Genomic DNA, 16,670 nt, shown 5'->3' with positions numbered 1-16,670 from the left:
TGGGTACAGAGGGGGGTCATGATGAGGCTTAATATTAGTAAACTAGTGGTTGTGAGTGCTTCCTTGTTAAGCGTGGTTTCGCTGATTGCTATTTCTTATGTTTCTTGGCTCCAAAGCACCACCGTGATGTACTCGATGAGTACCAGTAATTACCAGCAAATGGCTTCGTCGTTAGCTGAGAATATTGCAACTTCGGTGCGTTTTAACAAGAAAAGTAGCCTACAAGAGCGAGTACAGGTTGCTTTGGATAGCAGTGAGGGGGAGCTGAAGCATGTAGAGGTATTTTTATCTGACGGTTCACACTTTTATGGTTTGGAAAATTCTCCCTTGCGCTCTAGTGATGTGACTCAATATTTTAGCTCCGCTAATGACCAATTATATATTGTAGAAAGTAACGCTGACTTTGTGACCATGATCAGTTCACTTAAATCGGGAAAAAAACAAACCTTAGTCGGCTATCTGGTTAGCCAATGGCAGTTTGCTAAAATTCATCAAGTGAAAAACCAGTTAGGACAAACTGCCTTAATGATTGGTGGGGTGTTTGTGGCACTCACTTGCATCGGTTTACTGTTAATTTTGCGAAGCATTCTATTTAAACCGTTGCAACAGTTAAAGTCACTCTGTGAAACTCTTGCTGCGGGCCAATGCGATCTCACTCAGCGGATCAGTTTTGATAATGACAATGAGTTGGGAGATTTAGCGAAGGCAATTAATCGTTTTATTCAAAAAGTTGAGCAAACATTTCTCCCGATAGAGAAAAATGTTGAGTCGGTTGCGGCGGTGTCAATGCGTGTAGAGCAACAGATTGAATTGTTAGAGAAAAATATTCAAGAACAAAAGCTTAAAATTTCTCATTCAGTGTCGATTGGTGAAGATACTAAAACCAGTATTGCTTCGGTCACTCAGCATATTGGTGACGCATCTAGCTCCCTCCAGCAATCAGTATCGTCTGGTGAACAAAGTCAAAAACAACTCAGACAGGCCTTGGGTGAAAATAAAAACCTAGCAGAAAAATCGGAGGTGACCGCAGCCACTGCAGAAAGCCTTAACCAACAAGTTGAGCGGGTGACCGATATTCTGCAGATTATTCGTAATATCGCAGAGCAAACCAATCTGTTGGCACTGAACGCGGCGATAGAAGCGGCGCGAGCTGGCGAGCAAGGTCGAGGTTTTGCGGTGGTGGCGGATGAAGTGAGGCATTTAGCTGAAAAAACGGCAACTTCGACCAATCAAGTTGAAGATATTTTGACTGAATTGAGTCATCATTCTTCCAATTTAATCACTTATATGAACGAGAGCCTACAGGCATCTAGGGTCTGTGTGGAAGCGATTGATAGTAGTGCACAGTTTGTGAGTGGTTCGATTAACGATGTTATACAAGCGGGGCAAGCCAATGATTTAGCGGTGAGCTCGGCAAATCAACAACTAGAAAATGTGGATCATTTATTATCGCAATTGGCCCGTATCGATGAGCAAGCCTCTGAGTTACTGGCCGATAGTCGTGAGATGAGTCAGTGCAGCAACGAGTTATTTCAACGCACCGAAGCCACGTCAAATTCTTTGCGAGATTTTTGTATTTCGAAGTGAGTTTATTAAGCCCTGTCGATCTGAATAAACATGGACTATGAAAAATGAATAGGCGCGAGGCATGCTGAGGGGGTTGCGTGACTGGCTGTGGTAAACGTGGATTATTTCATAGGCCTTCATATGTTAAAGATCGATGCTGATTTAGAAAACTGTGTTGGGAGTCGCTAATTAATGACAAATATACTCTTAATTCCCTAACATAATCGATAGTTGACTTATATTTAAATCATCCATGAAGATTATTGGCAATTCAATAATGAAAATTACTGATGAAGAAGTCTTGTTTAGTACCAGCCAGCAGCTCGTTTCAACGACTGATTTACAAGGGGATATTACTTACGCTAATGATGATTTTTGTGAAGTGGCAGGTTATTCCTTAGATGAGCTGATGGGACAACATCATAATATTGTACGCCATCCCGATATGCCTAAAGCCGCTTTTGCTGATTTGTGGCTTAAGCTGAAGGCAGGTCAGGCGTGGCGCGGAATGGTGAAAAATCGTTGTAAGGATGGTCGTTATTATTGGGTCGATGCTTATGTGACTCCACTTTATGAAGGGGGGCGTCATGTTGGCTACCAATCCGTTCGGGTTTCGGCTAAACCAGAGTTGAAACAGCGTGCCCAGCTGATCTATAACAAGTTAAATCAGGGGAAAGCCATTGAGTCTGTATGGCGTGGTTCCAATATGCGTCTTGGAGCCACAATGCTGGTATTACTGCTTGCTTTCATCGGTGTGGTAAGTGAACGGGGAATGGCTGCCGCTGGTTTTTTAGCATTACTATTGATATTGTTAGTTGCCATTAACTTTGATGTTTTGGTGAAGCTCCCGAATCAGATAAACGAGCTTAAAGCATCTTTTGACAGTCCTAGCCGTTACATTTATGAAGGCGCGAAACCCTTCGATATCGCTCGTTTTCATATCGGGTTATTGGAAGCGAGAATTAAAACGATTTTGGGTAGAACCGCTGATTCGACCAAACGTTTGCAGTTATTATCTAAAGAGTTAGCTTCTATCTCTTTAACGACCAGTCATAGTGTGGATGTTGAAACACAGGAGTTGGAACAGTTATCAGCAGCCATTCATCAAATGTCGATGACCGCCGCTGAGATTAGTCATTCTACTGTGACCGCCAATGATAAAATCGCTGAAACACAGAATCATTGTCTGCAAACGCAATCCAATATGAGTCAAACCACTGAACAAGTACAAGCTCTTTCACAGGATGTCACTCAGGCGGAAAACTTAGCCAATGAGCTTACACATGATGCTGAGGAGATTGCTCGGGTGATGGGCGAAATTCAAGGTATTGCGGATCAAACGAATCTACTCGCCTTAAATGCAGCGATTGAAGCGGCAAGGGCGGGTGAGATGGGGCGAGGATTTTCGGTGGTGGCCGATGAGGTTAGAGCGTTGTCAACGCGAACTCACGAAGCGACGGGGTTAATCGAAACATCGGTGGAAAAAATGCAGCTGAGTTTGGCAAGTTGGGGGGCTCGAATGAAGTCGAGCCGAGAGCAAGCGGAGCAGTGTTTAAATACGGCTAACTTAAGCTCACAGTTAGTCGCTGATATCTCAAACATGATGAACGAAGTGTGTGATATTTCTACATCAATTTCGGTGGCCGCTGAACAGCAGTCTGTTGTTAGCGCTAATATTTCTGAAAATGTTTCAAAAATCAGCCAATTAAGCCAAGAAACCAAACAGCATGCAAAAGAGCTAAAGGCGAGTAGCAATGATCTAGCGAAAAAGTCAGACGATATTGCATCTCTATCGGATATGTTTGCTTAAATTACTCCGCTTGTGGTTCGGTATCGTTGCTTTTATAGCTAATAATTGAGACATCGGCAGCCTGTTCTCGTAGGGGGATGAGAGCCTGATAAGCTTCTGATTGAAACCAGCGCTCTAGCTCTGTGACTTGTTCAAACTTAATCACCACAGCGAACTCGAAACTGTTGTTGCCGGCGAGCACTTGATGTTGTTCTCCACGCATGAGTAGCTTGGCTTTAAATGGTTCTAGGCTGATATCCACGCCCGCTACATAGCGCTTCCATCGTTGAGGATCTTTAACTTTTATTTGACCAATTAAATAAGCAGCCATGGTTTCATCCGAGCCAGCAGGGTAAGTGCTTAACTGTAGTCTGTATTGACAACTTATGCTAAGCCAGTTGAATAGGCTGCCTAAAGCTTTTATTTGTGTGAACTGGGTTCACTATGGCTGAACCCAAATTTGGGCTTAGTGTTCGCTCTTCATTTGAGGAAAATGTAAGACCCAGCCAAGGATTGGCTGGGGACTGACGAATAACGCTTGGTTTGTGCTTAGACTTCATCAAGCGATGCATATTGTGGTTTATGGCTGCTGCTTTGCCATTCTGGTTTCATTAGACCGTAATAGATAACCGAGGCGGAAATACCACCAATGAATAGTGCGAAGTTCGCCATTTCGATAATAATAAAGGAAGAGATTAAAGCGGCGAATGTTGCCGGAATCAAGGCATATAGCGCCTTTGGATTGATACCACTTTGATACCAGTAGCGACCTTTAGGATCTAAGGTATAGAGAGACGCTAGGTCGATTTGTTGCTGTTTTACTTTAAAATAGTCAACGATGACAATCCCGTAGATCGGACCGATCATGGCCGCTAAGATATCCACCGTATAGTGGATCATCTCGGGGTTGTTGAATAAATTCCAAGGCGTGATCAGTACAGAGCCAAAAGCGGCCAAAAATCCCCCCGTTTTAAAACTAATTTTATTGGGGGCTACATTTGAAAAATCAAACGCGGGCGCGACGAAGTTAGCCACAATATTGATGCCAACAGTGGCGAGAATAAAGGTGAGAGCGCCTAAGATAATCACCAGTCCTGAATTGAGACGGCTCACGGTTTCGATTGGATCGGTAATCATTTCTCCAAACACCGGAATTGAAGTTGCCACGATAATTACACTGAAAAATGAGAACAGAATAAAGTTGAGGGGTAAACCTAAAATATTACCTATTTTCAACTCTTTGTAAGATTTGCAGTAACGGGAAAAATCACTGAAATTTAAGCTTGGTCCTGCGAAATAGCCGGCCACGAGAGCTGTGGCAACCAGCATCTGGTTGAGGGCTTGCCAGCCGTTAAGGCGTTGCTCGCTTAGATTTAAATCGATGTTTGACCAACCAGCCTTGTAGACCATAAAGGCGGTCAATAATGCCATTGCAAGATAAATGGCGGGTCCCGACCAGTCAATGAGCTTTTTAATTGCGCCCATGCCAAACATGAAGACTAAAGCTTGAACCACCCACATAAACAGGAAGCCAAACCAGCCCAGCGGGGATAAGCCCAAAATCCCCCCCTGGGTATAAACTTGGTATTCAGGCTTAAAGTACAATACTAAAACGATAAATACACTGGAGGCGAGAAAGGTTTGTATGCCGTACCAAACCACTGCAATCAATCCGCGGATTACGGCAGGTATATTGGCTCCCAACACCCCAAAAGACATGCGACAAACCACTGGAAATGGTACGCCAGCCTTTTGTCCTGGTTTGCCCATTAAGTTTGCAAAATATAACACAATCATGATCCCGGCAATCAAACAGCAGAATACCTGCCAACTGGCGAGCCCCAAGGCGAACAGGCTAGCCGCAAAAACGTAGCCGCCAACTGAGTGAACATCGGACATCCAAAACGCAAAGATACTATACCAACCCCATTGTTTTTGTTGGGTAGGGGCTAGGTCGGGGTTAATGAGCCGGGCGCTTTCTTTAAACTTAGTTGTCACTGTAGGCATAATGGTCCTCCATTTTGTATACAATTGAAGGTACAAGTTGTATGCCAACTTATAGCAGTCGTTAAATTCAATAATTACTAAAAATTAAACCTTGCTTATCATTTTAGCGAGCTGTTTTGGTGCAAGCTTGAGCTGGACTAGTGCAGTCATCATCGAATTTATTATTAAGCGCAAATAGTGATTGCTATCCAATAAAAAATTGGATTAGTCTGATTGTATACGATTGGTAATAGTGGCTTCGATGATCCCATACGAAAAAATACATAATCAAATTGTGTCGGCGATTGTCGCCCAAAAGCTTGAACCTGGTGCTCGCCTTCCCGAAGATAAGTTAGCCGACTCGTTTAAGGTGAGTCGTACTGCGATCCGTAAGGTATTACAGCAGTTAGCGGTGGAGCATTTGGTGAGTCTGGAGCCAAATAAAGGGGCGCAAGTTAAGCGCCCGAGTATTGCTGAAGCGCAAGAGATTTTTGACAGTCGAGGTCTCATTGAACCTCAGTTGTTACCGATGGTGATGGCTAATTTTAATCGCTTACATCAACAGAATTTAAGCGCCATTATCATCAAAGAAGGGCAGGCCAAACAAAAAGGTGATTTTGCCCAATTGGTGTTGCAAACGGCTTATTTTCATATTGAACTTTCCCGAATTACTCACAATCGTAGTTTGAGTCAATTTGTGCAACAACTGGTCTATCGTTCTTCGTTAATTATTGCGGTTTATGGATCAAAGCATAGCGTTGGCTGCAATTGTGGGAATCATTCTGAATTGCTCCGCTTATTGGAACAGCAGGATAGTGCGCAAGCGATGGCGTGGATGACTCAACATCTGGAGATGATTCGGCAAAGTCTTTGTTTGGAGCCCCGTCCCCAACAGTCGATAGACTTTGACCGCTTGTTTTCTCCAGAGGTTTAAGTTTGGCTAATGGTGCTTCGGATGGGCCGTTGGGTTTGAGTACTTAAGTATGGCTTAGCCTTGAGTGAATATGCCCGAGGTTATTTCAATAATGGTTGGATTAAAAAGGAATCAACATGAGTCAACAGCAAGGATTTCCGGTAAGGGATATGCGCGGTTATGCTGGTCAGCCGCCTCACGCCAATTGGCCTAAAGGCGCAAGAATCGCAGTGCAATTTGTATTAAATTTTGAAGAGGGGGGCGAGAACTGTGTATTGCATGGAGATCCTCATTCGGAAACATTTTTATCCGAGATAGCTGGTGCGGAAGCTTATAATGCTCGGCATATGAGTATGGAATCGATGTACGAATATGGTTCTAGAGCAGGTGTATGGCGAGTCTTGAATGAATTTAAACAGCGTGATTTACCCTTAACTATTTTTGCTATTGCGACAGCATTACAGCGCAATCCCGATGTGACCAAGGCGCTTGTTGCTGCGGAACATGACATTGTTTGCCATGGCTTAAAATGGATCCACTACCAGCATATGCCCCTTGAGCAAGAGCGCGAGCAAATGCAACAAGCCTTAAGTTTGATGCAACAATTAACCGGTAAGCCGGTCAATGGTTGGTATACAGGGCGAGACTCTCCCAATACTCGGGCGCTGTTAGCCGAGCATCAAGATATCATTTACGACTCGGATTATTATGGTGATGATTTGCCATTTTGGGTATCGCAGCCCTGTGAGCAAGGCTGCAAGCCTCATCTTATCGTGCCTTATACGCTAGATACCAACGATATGCGGTTTGCTTCACCTTATGGGTTTAGTCATGGTGAAGAGTTTTTCCAATACTTAAAAGATAGTTTCGATTGTCTGTATGCGGAAGGTGATAGCGCCCCAAAAATGATGTCGATAGGCTTACATTGTCGAATTATTGGTAAACCTGGACGTTTACAAGCGCTTAAGAAATTTTTGGATTATGTGCAAGGACATCAGCAGGTTTGGGTGGCAACTCGTCAGCAAATCGCCGAACATTGGATTGCCAACCATCCTCCTGAGTTAGCTTAGCGCTTAAGTTTTTGAAGCTAAGTTTAATCAGCTGCTCGCTAAATGGCCCTCGCGATAGCTGTATTTTTAGCGGCCACGATTAGCATATAGATGCAGGTGCTGGCAAAAGTTGCGGCTAAATAGAGCGGTAAGCGAGTAATAGTTGTTTCTCCGAGTCCAGCGATGAGCGGCCCAATGATCGAACCAATGCTATAACTGAGTAACATGAGTTCGGTAATGGCGACAATATGTTCGGCTTTAGCCTGAAGACTCGCCTGACAAATAGCCACGGGGTAAAGCGAAAATGCAGCTGCTCCCAAAGCAAATAGACTGAGGCCAAGGCTCAGCAAAGAGTTAGCCAAGGTTATTGCAATGGCGGCTGCAAACCCCATCAAACAAAATAAAGCCTGAAGCAGAGTCTTGCTGAATCGAGCCGATAAATAGCTAGCTAAAGGCTGGATTAACATACCACCTAAAATCAGCGTCGCCATCAGTTGACCGAGTTGGTTTTGCCATAAATCATTATCGTTAAGAAAGCCTGGCATCAGCCCATAGATGGGGCCCAAAATTAAGCCTGAGACTAGGCAGCCGATTACTGCCGGTGTACTTAACTGGCCAATGGCTTTGAGTGACAAGGACTGGTGTCGAGTCACTTGTGGTGTTGTGCTGCGGCTCAATATCGGCGCCAATATCGCCAAGCTGAGTAGGCTGATAATACAAACAAAAGGGAGATGACCTTGGCTGCCTAAGTGTTCAATAAGTAGTTGACCGAAGGCGTTGCCTGCATAGAGTGTCACCATATATAAGCCAAGACGCTTCGCGCGCTGTTTGTCATCATCGACCAGCAATAACCAAGACTCTATCACCACAAATACGCCTGCGGTGGCTGCGCCAGCGATACCTCTAAGGATTAACCATACGCTTGAGTACGAAAGGAGTGGCATTAATAAAACCGTTACCAGAATCCCGCTGAAGAATAGGATAAGTGCCCGTCGATGCCCCAGTGTATTAATCACTACTTGTATTTTTAGCGCGCCGAGTAGCAGCCCGGAGTAAAACGCACTGGCAAGCCAAGGACTTAATGATTTGTCGAGCTCGAAATAACTTAAAGCCAGCGGTAAAAGGCTCATTAGGTAGCCAGTCGCTATTGCAAATAAACCGAGGCCAGCTAAGGGGGAAAGCAGTCCGGAAGCGTGCGAGTTGAGGGAATTTGAATGTAGCATCAGCGTATACCAGAAGGGTTAAAGATCAGTCGGTTTGTTGGAAATTGGCGCGATGATGCCAGCGATCACTTAGTAGGTAAAACAAAGCTTATTTGTCGTCACGATTAAGATAAATTGATGGGCCTTATTTTCTTGGTAAATCAATAACCGATTGTTTTTATTATCTTTATGTGCGTTTTTGTCGCTTTGTTTCAATTTTAATTTGTATTGACCGATGGCCGGTTTTATTGCACATTTTTAGTACTCGTCGTGGCGAGTCGCTGGCGCTTAGTAAAGTTAGGTGCCGATATTATTAGATGTTTAATTGGGTTGAAGAGTCATGAAATACTCACAGTTTGATGATATAGATGAATGGGACTTAGAAGATAAGGCTCAGTATTCAAAGCAGAACAAGAAAGCCAAAAGTGATGTTCGGGTTCGCCGACGTATCGATGAATATAACGAGAAAAAGCAGCTAGATAACTATATCGCAGATTTTGTCGACTTTTCGTAAAGTTGCATGATCAGCTTAGCTTGGCTTGTGGGCGGCGAAAGTGCATCCAATTAAACTCAAGAGGATGCTTTAAGATAGCGTCGCTTGGGCTGCTGAGTGAGCGTTAGCTGTGTACGTCTCTGGCAATCATTGACTTTAGATTGCCAGTTGGCTTGAAAGGCCTATGCCACAGCATAAAAAACGCCACTGTTAAGTGGCGTTTTAGTCATCTCTGGGGCGCCTTTATTTGGCGGTCATTTTGCATCATCTGCTGCTAACTGTTTGGCTAAATGAAAGGCTTCGATTTCTTCGCCAACTAAATTTTCATCGAGATCGATGGCCACTAAGACTTTGTCTTCGTCTAAGTTTGGCAACCATTGTTCAAAAAACTCTTCTAAATTGATGGAAACAACCTGGTATTCACTCCAATCATCAAGGCATAGGGCTTGAGCCTTGGCCGCCGTTGAAAACAATGGCATCACGTCGGTATTTTCATAATTAATGGAATCAACGACTACAAACTCGTCGTCGGCACTAAGTACCCAAAGCTCGCCAGCTTTAATCACGGCCTTGCTAAAGTCTGATAGGTTGTTTTCTGAAGTAGACATTTATTGCTCCCAAATTATTGATTGTAGATCGTCGTCGATTGCGCGATTTTAGGCAACCATTATCTATATATATTTTGCTGTCGAAGTCGCAATACCATCCCAGTTAACAAGCAAGCTAGCTGGTGGGCGTTTTGGCCGATGTTTTGAGCGGAATACTTTTACTGTAAGGGATATTTCTGATGCTTATTAAATATTCTGCCTAATTTGGACTCGTTTAAGGGGTGGAGATTTTGTGTGTTTAGCTGGATAGGAGGGGTTTACTGCTGGCTGAAATATAATCTAGCGAGATTAGGTTATCGAAATTCGAGTAGCAAAATCCATTTTGTTAGCTCGATATAGCGAATTTATATATTACAGGATTGACTTCGTGCGGGCTTGTCACTAATAGTAGTGACTCACTGGCTTTCTTTATATGCAAAGGAACATCATTCAGTCATGCGGAAGGTAATCTGGGTCGTTTTATTGCTAACGGTGGCAAATAAGACTCATGCTGCTCAGTCAAGTTGGCAGGTTGGCCGTTCAAATAAGCAATATATTTTAAGCCAAGCGATTATGGACATGTTTATAAAAGCATCGGGTGTGACTAGTGTGAATCATTACCTTCCCTTCGCTCGCCGTTTGCGAAGCTTAGAGTTGGGAAGTATTGATATTAGTGCTGGTCTGCATAAAACCAAGGACCGTGAGAAATCACTTTATTTTTTGAAGCCCCCTTATCTAGATTCTTCTCGCCATTTCTTTGTCTTGCGAAAGCAGGAATTACTACCTTTAGCTCGCTATAAGGACCTGTATGCCTTGAGAGTTGGGGTTAAGTTAGGTGCCCGTTATTTCGAACCTTTTGATCATGATAGCAAAATGACTAAGGTGAGTTTAAATGACAATAGTGCTTGCTTAGAACTGTTATATCGTAAGCGGCTGGATGCTTGTATTGTTGGTGAAGTCGGTCGACATTTTGCTCTTAATGGCAAGGTTTGGAAGGGGCGCTTTAAACTTGCCAGCTTTCAGGGGGGGAATGATACGCCGGTGTATATTGCTATTTCTAAGCGCTCAAGTTTGTATGTCGAAAGGGAGCAATTAGACGCGTTATTGCAAGGTTTAACCGATTCCGGTGAAATCAGACAGGTGATCGATGATTTTTATCAATCTCGTAATATCGCCACGCCGATTGATGATGAGCCAAGTCTGGAGTGATTTAGCGGATTGATTAGTGGCGCAGCCGACCTTGATTATTATTGCCTGGGTCCGGATTGGGACGCCATACATTACGCAGGCGTTGTAAGATGTTGTCCGGGATCGAAGATGAACACTCTAAATTTATTTGTCGTCCTCGGCGCATGCCATAGAGTTTACCGTTGATGGCGCCGCTATTGCCTTGAAGTAGTTTTATTTCACGAATAAAGTACTCCGGCACTCGGCCTTTTGTCACCTCAACTCGGATCCCATCGATTTTTATGACAAATGCTGCACTGATTGCTTTTAACATCTATCCCCACTTTCTGATTTACCGATATTGCTTCTTATCATAACAAAACTATATTGCCAGTGGCCACTTAGGTATCTGTAGTCTATCCATGGCGGTTGTGAGGGGAACCTTTTATTTTGATTTGAAGTTTGTACTTACTTTTAGTCTCAAAGCTATTTAAGCTTATAGGACGTTCGTGATGAAGGGGCGCTCAGCAGGCTCGGTGGCAATAGGCAACACCAAGCACTAAGGAATCTGTATCAAAATTTTAAGTCTCAATTTATTGAACTATGTGGCGCCGCCTTATGCTGCCTACGAGTTTGATAATATCCTCGATAGCCAGCAGTGGCAGCAAAAGCAAGCGTGGTTAATGGGCTTGATTCATCAAGCTCAGCCCGATGTGATGGCTTTTCAAGAGGTATTTAGCGCAGAGGCGCTCGCGGTGCAGTGTCAGCAATTAGGCTATCCCTATTTCCTGGCGACTGCTAGCGTTTTAGATGAGTCAAGTTATGTTTATCGTAAACCCGGCTTAGCTTTGGCCAGTAAGTATCCTTTGCGGCAAGTGAGTTTGTATCAAAGTGCAAGATCTGAGCAATTTAGCCGACAGCCGCTAGTGGCGAGAATAAAGCTGCCAGGGATTGCCTGGGTTAAATGTTACGTGCTGCATCTAAAATCTAAACGACCGATGCTAGATGACTTACCTGAGCCGATTAGTGATATTGATGAGTATCTTGGGCGCTGGAAGGCAGATAATTTGCGGGCAAAAGAAGTTCGTTTATTGCTACAAGATATTGTTGCTTGTCGTCGCCATAAAGTTGAGCCTGTGATCATCATGGGAGACTTTAATGATGACTTGTCGGCGGGAGCGCTAGCGCATATTTTTGATTGTCCCCAGCCTCATAATGTAGGAGTGGAAAATACTTGGCGTTTGCATGATGGTTTTGCTTTAAGTCTGCAGACCGACTTGCGGCCTGCCACTCATTACTGGGGAGGGCAAGGCAGTGTACTTGATTATATTTTGTTGTCGGCAGAGTTTGCCCCAGATTATCAGCAACAAATGGCCGAAGTTGTGCGCTATCAATGCTTTGATCGTCATCTCACTCACGCCGATTTTTCCATCGACAGTCAAGCCAGTGATCATGCAGCGGTGATGCTTGAACTTAGGCCAAGAAAATAGTGAACCAATAAGCTTGTGAAGCGCAAGCAGAGCCGCGGTTATGGTGTTTGTTTAAAGCTGTGAGTAAGGACTTGGTTATCTTACTGATTCATAAGTTGTTAACTAGTTCATAACTTGATGTAATGTTGATAAAAGCACTAGCCTTGGCCTAGGCTTTTGATTAACCTGTAGATTAGTGGTCGTCGAGCTTTGGCGCTTGTTTTTATCTGGAAGAGAAGATCGATACTCAAATTCAACAGGCCCTAGTGTAGCAGTCGAGAGTGTTCGCTCGGACTCGTATCTTACAGCAGGTAATCTATGTTAAAGCCTAAACGCCGTTCTCAGTGGGCTTGCCTTTCTGCAATGCCCGAGCAATTATCCCACAGCACTATTTTAGAGCACGGGCTTGGTGATGTTTCGCTGATGCGCTTTAATGATACTCGCGAAGCTGAGCCGATTTTATGTCCCGATTTAATCGCTATCGAAGAGCCTCTGCTGCTGAATTTGACATCTTATTGCCCGAAGCAACAATGTTATCAAACAAGACAACTGAGCTTAACGATGCGCACGCCCGGTGATGATTTAGCGCTTGTCATCGGTTTATTGTTTAGTCAAAACATTATTAGTCGTCTTGACGAGATCGAGGCGCTACAGTTTGTGAGCGAAGCGGACGCCACGCTAAACCAAACCAATCATATAGAAGTGCAGCTAGTTAAAGGCTTGGTGCCTGATTGGTCTATTTTGCAGCGTAACTTTGCCAGCTATTCCAGTTGTGGCTTATGTGGTAAAAGTAGTGTTCAAGCTCTGGCATTAAGTCATCAAGCGAGCATCGATTGTCGCGCTGAATGGCTCGATGAGCAGTTGCTTTATCAACTGCCTAGTCAGCTACAAGGTTTACAAACGCTTTATCCTCAAACAGGAGCTGTGCATGGTGCGGGGTATTTCGCGGATCAGCAGTGGTTAATTGTAGAAGAAGATATCGGTCGACATAATGCCGTCGATAAAGTGTTGGGGCAGTTGTTATTACAGGACTGTTATTCCGAGCGCTCGGTTTTAGTGTTAAGTGGTCGGGTGAGTTTTGAGTTAATGCAAAAAGTAGTACGCGCTAATATTCCAGTGGTGGTCGCGGTAGGGGCACCATCGAGTCTAGCCTTAGCGGTGGCACGGCAGTTTAATATTAGTTTAATTGGTTTTACCAAAACAAAGCAGTTTAACGTGTATCACGCGCCTTGGCGGATTAAATATAAGTAGGTGAATATTGATGAGTCATAAACCTTATACGGGGGCGGCGGGAGGCTGGGCTGCCTTAGCGAGTACGGCAAAACATCTTGTTAAAAGTGAAAATGTAGCCAAAAATTTAAAAACCTTGTTAAAGACCAATCAAGACCATGGCTTTGATTGTCCCGGTTGTGCTTGGGGAGAAAAGGGCAACCGGGCCACTTTTCGTTTCTGTGAGAATGGTGCTAAAGCGGTGAATTGGGAGGCTTCGTCGCGTCGCGTGAATGCCCAATTTTTTGCTGAGCATTCGGTGGCTTGGCTTGCCAAGCAGAGTGATTACTTTTTGGAATATCAAGGTCGTTTAGCGGAACCCGTGGTTTATAACTCGCAGAGTGGTCACTACCAAGCGATTGCTTGGGATGAGGCTTTTCAATTGATTGCAAAGCATTTGCATCGCTTGGAAACCCCTAATCAAGCCGAGCTATATACCTCTGGACGAGCGAGTAATGAAGCGGCATTTTTATATCAGCTGTTCGGCCGTCGTTTGGGCACAAATAATTTCCCTGATTGTTCAAATATGTGTCACGAAGCTAGTGGTTATGCGCTTAGTAGCAGTATTGGCACTGGTAAGGGCACTGTGACCATTGAAGATTTTGAGATGGCTGATGCCATTTTTTTGTTTGGTCAGAATCCTGGAACCAATCACCCGCGAATGCTCGAAACACTGGCTCACGCAACGCATCGTGGTGCCAAGGTGGTAGCCTTTAATAATTTAAAAGAGCGTGGATTGGAGCGTTTTGCCAATCCTCAAAAACCAGCAGAAATGCTTAGCGGCGGCTCAAGTCCAACTACCAGTCATTATTTCACTCCTAAGTTAGGTGGTGATATGGCAGCGGTTCGGGGGATAGTTAAGGTGTTGTTGGCGCGTCATCAGCAGGCCCTGCTGCACGGCGATCGCGTATTCGATTTGAATTTTATTAAGCAACATACTCAAGGTTTAGAAAGTTACTTGATTGAAGTCGAACAGACTTCTTGGCAGAAGATTGTTGAGCAATCGGGGCTCAGCCAAGCCCAAATTGAATCGGCTGCAGATATTTATCATCAGTCAGACCGAGTGATCATTGCATGGGCCATGGGAATTACTCAACACAAACATTCAGTAGCCACCATCCATGAATTAACCAACCTGCAACTCTTATTTGGTCAGATTGGTAAAGATGGTGCAGGTCTGTGTCCAGTACGTGGTCACTCGAATGTGCAAGGCGATCGAACGATGGGCATTAATGAACGTCCCAGCAGCGCCTTTCTTGAAAGCATTGAGCAGGTGTTTGGCTTTACGCCACCAAAGAAACCGGGGCACAATGTAGTGCAGGCTTTAACGGCGATGCTCAAAGGGAAAAGTAAGGTCTTTATTGGACTCGGTGGAAACCTTGTTGCTGCCGCGCCTGATACGGCATTAAGTACTCAAGCCTTGGCCAACTGTGAGCTCACGGTGAGCATCGCCACCAAACTCAATCGTACTCATGTTACCCCTGGTCAACAGTCTCTCATTTTACCTTGCTTAGGTCGCACAGATGTCGATGAGCAACTCGCAGGTCCACAGCGAGTGACGGTTGAAGACTCCTTTTCAATGGTTCATGCTTCTGCTGGATTAATTGATGAAAGTCGTGAACATATGCGCTCTGAGCCAGCGATTATTGCTGGTATTGCCAATGCGGCCTTTGGGGCTTCGCCAGTTGATTGGTTGTCGCTGGTGGAAGACTATGATCGGATCCGGGATCTCATTGAGCAAACGATTCCTGGTTTTGAACGTTTTAATCAGAACCTACAGCAACCTGGTGGTTTCTATTTAGGTAATAGCGCGCGTCGACGAATTTGGAACACCGCGACTAATCGAGCTCAAATCACCTGTCATTCACTCCCCGAAAATATTATTAGTGCTGAAGTGCGAGCCTTGAGTGATAATCGTATTTTTGTGTTACAAACTTTGCGTTCTCATGATCAATACAATACCACTATTTATGGTTTTGCAGACCGTTATCGGGGGATCTACGATGAGCGAGAGGTATTATTTATTAACCCGCTCGATATCGCTGAACTTGGCTTTAAAGAAGGAGCTTTGGTTAATATTGAAACCCTCTGGGCCGATAATATTGAACGCAAGGTGAAGGGTTTTAAACTGATCGCATATGATATTCCACAAGGGAATGTTGCTGCTTATTTTCCAGAGGCAAATCCGCTTGTTCCCCTAATGAGCAAGGGTGACCTGAGTGACACGCCCACCTCTAAATCCGTGGCAGTGGTGTTGACTACGTCGGCCGACTCGGAGATTGCGATTGCGCTTAGTTGAGATTGTTGGCAAATTGTTGGTCTAGCGTTGCCGTGTCGCTTTCTCGCGAGGTTGCTAGCCAGCGGATGATTCGTTGCTGATGTTCGGGATGGTCACGGGTCAGGGCTCGCGCATGCGCGCAGGACTCGAGCCGCCAAAAATCCTTGTTGCCTTTAAGTTGCTGGTAAATCGTTTCTCCAGCTTCGATAGGGACCACTTGATCTGAAGCACAATGAATCACCAGCGAGTTGAGTCCTGGGAGCCGAGACAGTGACTCAGCACTGGCGTAGTCATCCCGCATTAACCAACCTGCCAGCCAAGCATAAAGCTGACTTAACTTACCTTTATTTAGGATGTATTTGGTTTCTTCAACATAGCTACTAAAGGATGAATCGATAATCATACCGTCGATTTGAATTGGGTTATCAGCTAAGGCTCTCATCAAAATATTACCGCCGGTGGAAGTCGCAATAATAAAGCTGGCTTGTTGCGACTGGAGCGCAAGCTGCTCAAAGTAATCTAATATACTAAGCGCGTCTAAATAGGCAGCTTGGTCACTGACTTGACCACTAGAGTGGCCGAAACCAGAGTAATCAAAAACCATGACGTCGTAGCCGTGTTCGATTAACCAATCAACTTTTTCTTTGGTTTGTTCCATGTGCCCACTGTTGCCATGAAAGTGGGCGATGATGCCTGCAGGTTCAAGCTGTTGACTGCGAGGAAGCCACAGATAGGCGATATCGTTACCGGAACGAGACTTCATCCAACGAACTTCTGGATTGATGGTGTCCGGTTTTGAAGGGGAAAAGAAAAGTTTGTTTGAGCAGCCGCTAAGACTTATAAATAACAAGCTGATAAATATAAGGCGCATCGCATTCCTCCGTTTATAACATTTACGGAGG

Annotated in this window: 15 protein-coding genes; 9 read left to right on the top strand and 6 right to left on the bottom strand. The window is 44.5% G+C overall.

What is annotated here, in order from left to right:
- Positions 1–18: 18 nt before the first annotated feature.
- Both ACRRSY_RS17455 and ACRRSY_RS17450 read left to right on the top strand, forming a co-directional pair.
- The gene (locus ACRRSY_RS17455) at positions 19–1,587 is read left to right on the top strand and encodes a methyl-accepting chemotaxis protein (protein ID WP_432463715.1); all 1,569 of its coding nucleotides are present in this window, start codon (positions 19–21) and stop codon (positions 1,585–1,587) included.
- A 256-nt stretch (positions 1,588–1,843) separates the two neighbouring features.
- Positions 1,844–3,376 (top strand): methyl-accepting chemotaxis protein, encoded by a 1,533-nt coding sequence (locus ACRRSY_RS17450; protein ID WP_432459983.1) that lies wholly within the window; start codon positions 1,844–1,846, stop codon positions 3,374–3,376.
- A 1-nt stretch (position 3,377) separates the two neighbouring features.
- On the opposite strand, the gene ACRRSY_RS17445 is transcribed toward ACRRSY_RS17450, so the two are convergent.
- Both ACRRSY_RS17445 and ACRRSY_RS17440 read right to left on the bottom strand, forming a co-directional pair.
- Positions 3,378–3,686 (bottom strand): DUF1330 domain-containing protein, encoded by a 309-nt coding sequence (locus ACRRSY_RS17445; protein ID WP_432459982.1) that lies wholly within the window; start codon positions 3,684–3,686, stop codon positions 3,378–3,380.
- Between the two features lie 218 nt (positions 3,687–3,904).
- Positions 3,905–5,362 (bottom strand): NCS1 family nucleobase:cation symporter-1, encoded by a 1,458-nt coding sequence (locus tag ACRRSY_RS17440; RefSeq protein WP_432459981.1) that lies wholly within the window; start codon positions 5,360–5,362, stop codon positions 3,905–3,907.
- 241 nt (positions 5,363–5,603) lie between these two features.
- Between ACRRSY_RS17440 and ACRRSY_RS17435 the strand changes: the two genes are divergently transcribed.
- Both ACRRSY_RS17435 and puuE read left to right on the top strand, forming a co-directional pair.
- Positions 5,604–6,275: a GntR family transcriptional regulator gene (locus tag ACRRSY_RS17435; protein WP_432451985.1), complete on the top strand. Its 672-nt coding sequence runs from the start codon at positions 5,604–5,606 to the stop codon at positions 6,273–6,275.
- Between the two features lie 116 nt (positions 6,276–6,391).
- Positions 6,392–7,324, top strand: a complete 933-nt coding sequence (gene puuE, locus ACRRSY_RS17430) for an allantoinase PuuE (RefSeq protein WP_432463714.1) — start codon at positions 6,392–6,394, stop codon at positions 7,322–7,324.
- Positions 7,325–7,362: 38 nt separating this feature from the next.
- Here puuE and ACRRSY_RS17425 read toward each other — a convergent pair whose 3' ends face one another.
- Positions 7,363–8,526 (bottom strand): MFS transporter, encoded by a 1,164-nt coding sequence (locus ACRRSY_RS17425; RefSeq protein WP_432459979.1) that lies wholly within the window; start codon positions 8,524–8,526, stop codon positions 7,363–7,365.
- 319 nt (positions 8,527–8,845) lie between these two features.
- Here ACRRSY_RS17425 and ACRRSY_RS17420 point away from each other — a divergent pair, with 319 nt between their 5' ends.
- Positions 8,846–9,019, top strand: a complete 174-nt coding sequence (locus ACRRSY_RS17420; protein WP_432451988.1) for a PA3496 family putative envelope integrity protein — start codon at positions 8,846–8,848, stop codon at positions 9,017–9,019.
- Between the two features lie 233 nt (positions 9,020–9,252).
- On the opposite strand, the gene ACRRSY_RS17415 is transcribed toward ACRRSY_RS17420, so the two are convergent.
- Positions 9,253–9,606: a DUF2750 domain-containing protein gene (locus ACRRSY_RS17415; protein WP_432451989.1), complete on the bottom strand. Its 354-nt coding sequence runs from the start codon at positions 9,604–9,606 to the stop codon at positions 9,253–9,255.
- 435 nt (positions 9,607–10,041) lie between these two features.
- Between ACRRSY_RS17415 and ACRRSY_RS17410 the strand changes: the two genes are divergently transcribed.
- Positions 10,042–10,794, top strand: a complete 753-nt coding sequence (locus tag ACRRSY_RS17410; RefSeq protein WP_432451990.1) for a substrate-binding periplasmic protein — start codon at positions 10,042–10,044, stop codon at positions 10,792–10,794.
- Between the two features lie 13 nt (positions 10,795–10,807).
- Here ACRRSY_RS17410 and ACRRSY_RS17405 read toward each other — a convergent pair whose 3' ends face one another.
- On the bottom strand, positions 10,808–11,086 hold the full coding sequence (locus tag ACRRSY_RS17405) for a DUF3634 family protein (protein ID WP_432459978.1): 279 nt from the start codon (positions 11,084–11,086) through the stop codon (positions 10,808–10,810).
- A 271-nt stretch (positions 11,087–11,357) separates the two neighbouring features.
- Here ACRRSY_RS17405 and ACRRSY_RS17400 point away from each other — a divergent pair, with 271 nt between their 5' ends.
- The 3 genes from ACRRSY_RS17400 to ACRRSY_RS17390 all read left to right on the top strand — a co-directional run bounded on the left by ACRRSY_RS17400 (position 11,358) and on the right by ACRRSY_RS17390 (position 15,789).
- Positions 11,358–12,242 (top strand): endonuclease/exonuclease/phosphatase family protein, encoded by an 885-nt coding sequence (locus ACRRSY_RS17400; protein WP_432463713.1) that lies wholly within the window; start codon positions 11,358–11,360, stop codon positions 12,240–12,242.
- 297 nt (positions 12,243–12,539) lie between these two features.
- Positions 12,540–13,472: a formate dehydrogenase accessory sulfurtransferase FdhD gene (locus ACRRSY_RS17395; RefSeq protein WP_432451993.1), complete on the top strand. Its 933-nt coding sequence runs from the start codon at positions 12,540–12,542 to the stop codon at positions 13,470–13,472.
- 10 nt (positions 13,473–13,482) lie between these two features.
- Positions 13,483–15,789: an FdhF/YdeP family oxidoreductase gene (locus ACRRSY_RS17390; RefSeq protein WP_432463712.1), complete on the top strand. Its 2,307-nt coding sequence runs from the start codon at positions 13,483–13,485 to the stop codon at positions 15,787–15,789.
- Here ACRRSY_RS17390 and ACRRSY_RS17385 read toward each other — a convergent pair.
- Positions 15,782–16,639 (bottom strand): alpha/beta hydrolase, encoded by an 858-nt coding sequence (locus ACRRSY_RS17385; protein WP_432451995.1) that lies wholly within the window; start codon positions 16,637–16,639, stop codon positions 15,782–15,784. The two genes, ACRRSY_RS17390 and ACRRSY_RS17385, sit on opposite strands and share 8 nt — an antisense overlap.
- Between the last annotated feature and the right edge of the window lie 31 nt (positions 16,640–16,670).

This window comes from Agarivorans sp. QJM3NY_33 (genome assembly GCF_050870865.2).
Classification (GTDB): domain Bacteria; phylum Pseudomonadota; class Gammaproteobacteria; order Enterobacterales; family Celerinatantimonadaceae; genus Agarivorans.
The sequence above is the reverse complement of the archived record's forward strand: the minus strand, read 5'-3'. Positions and strand labels throughout refer to the sequence as shown.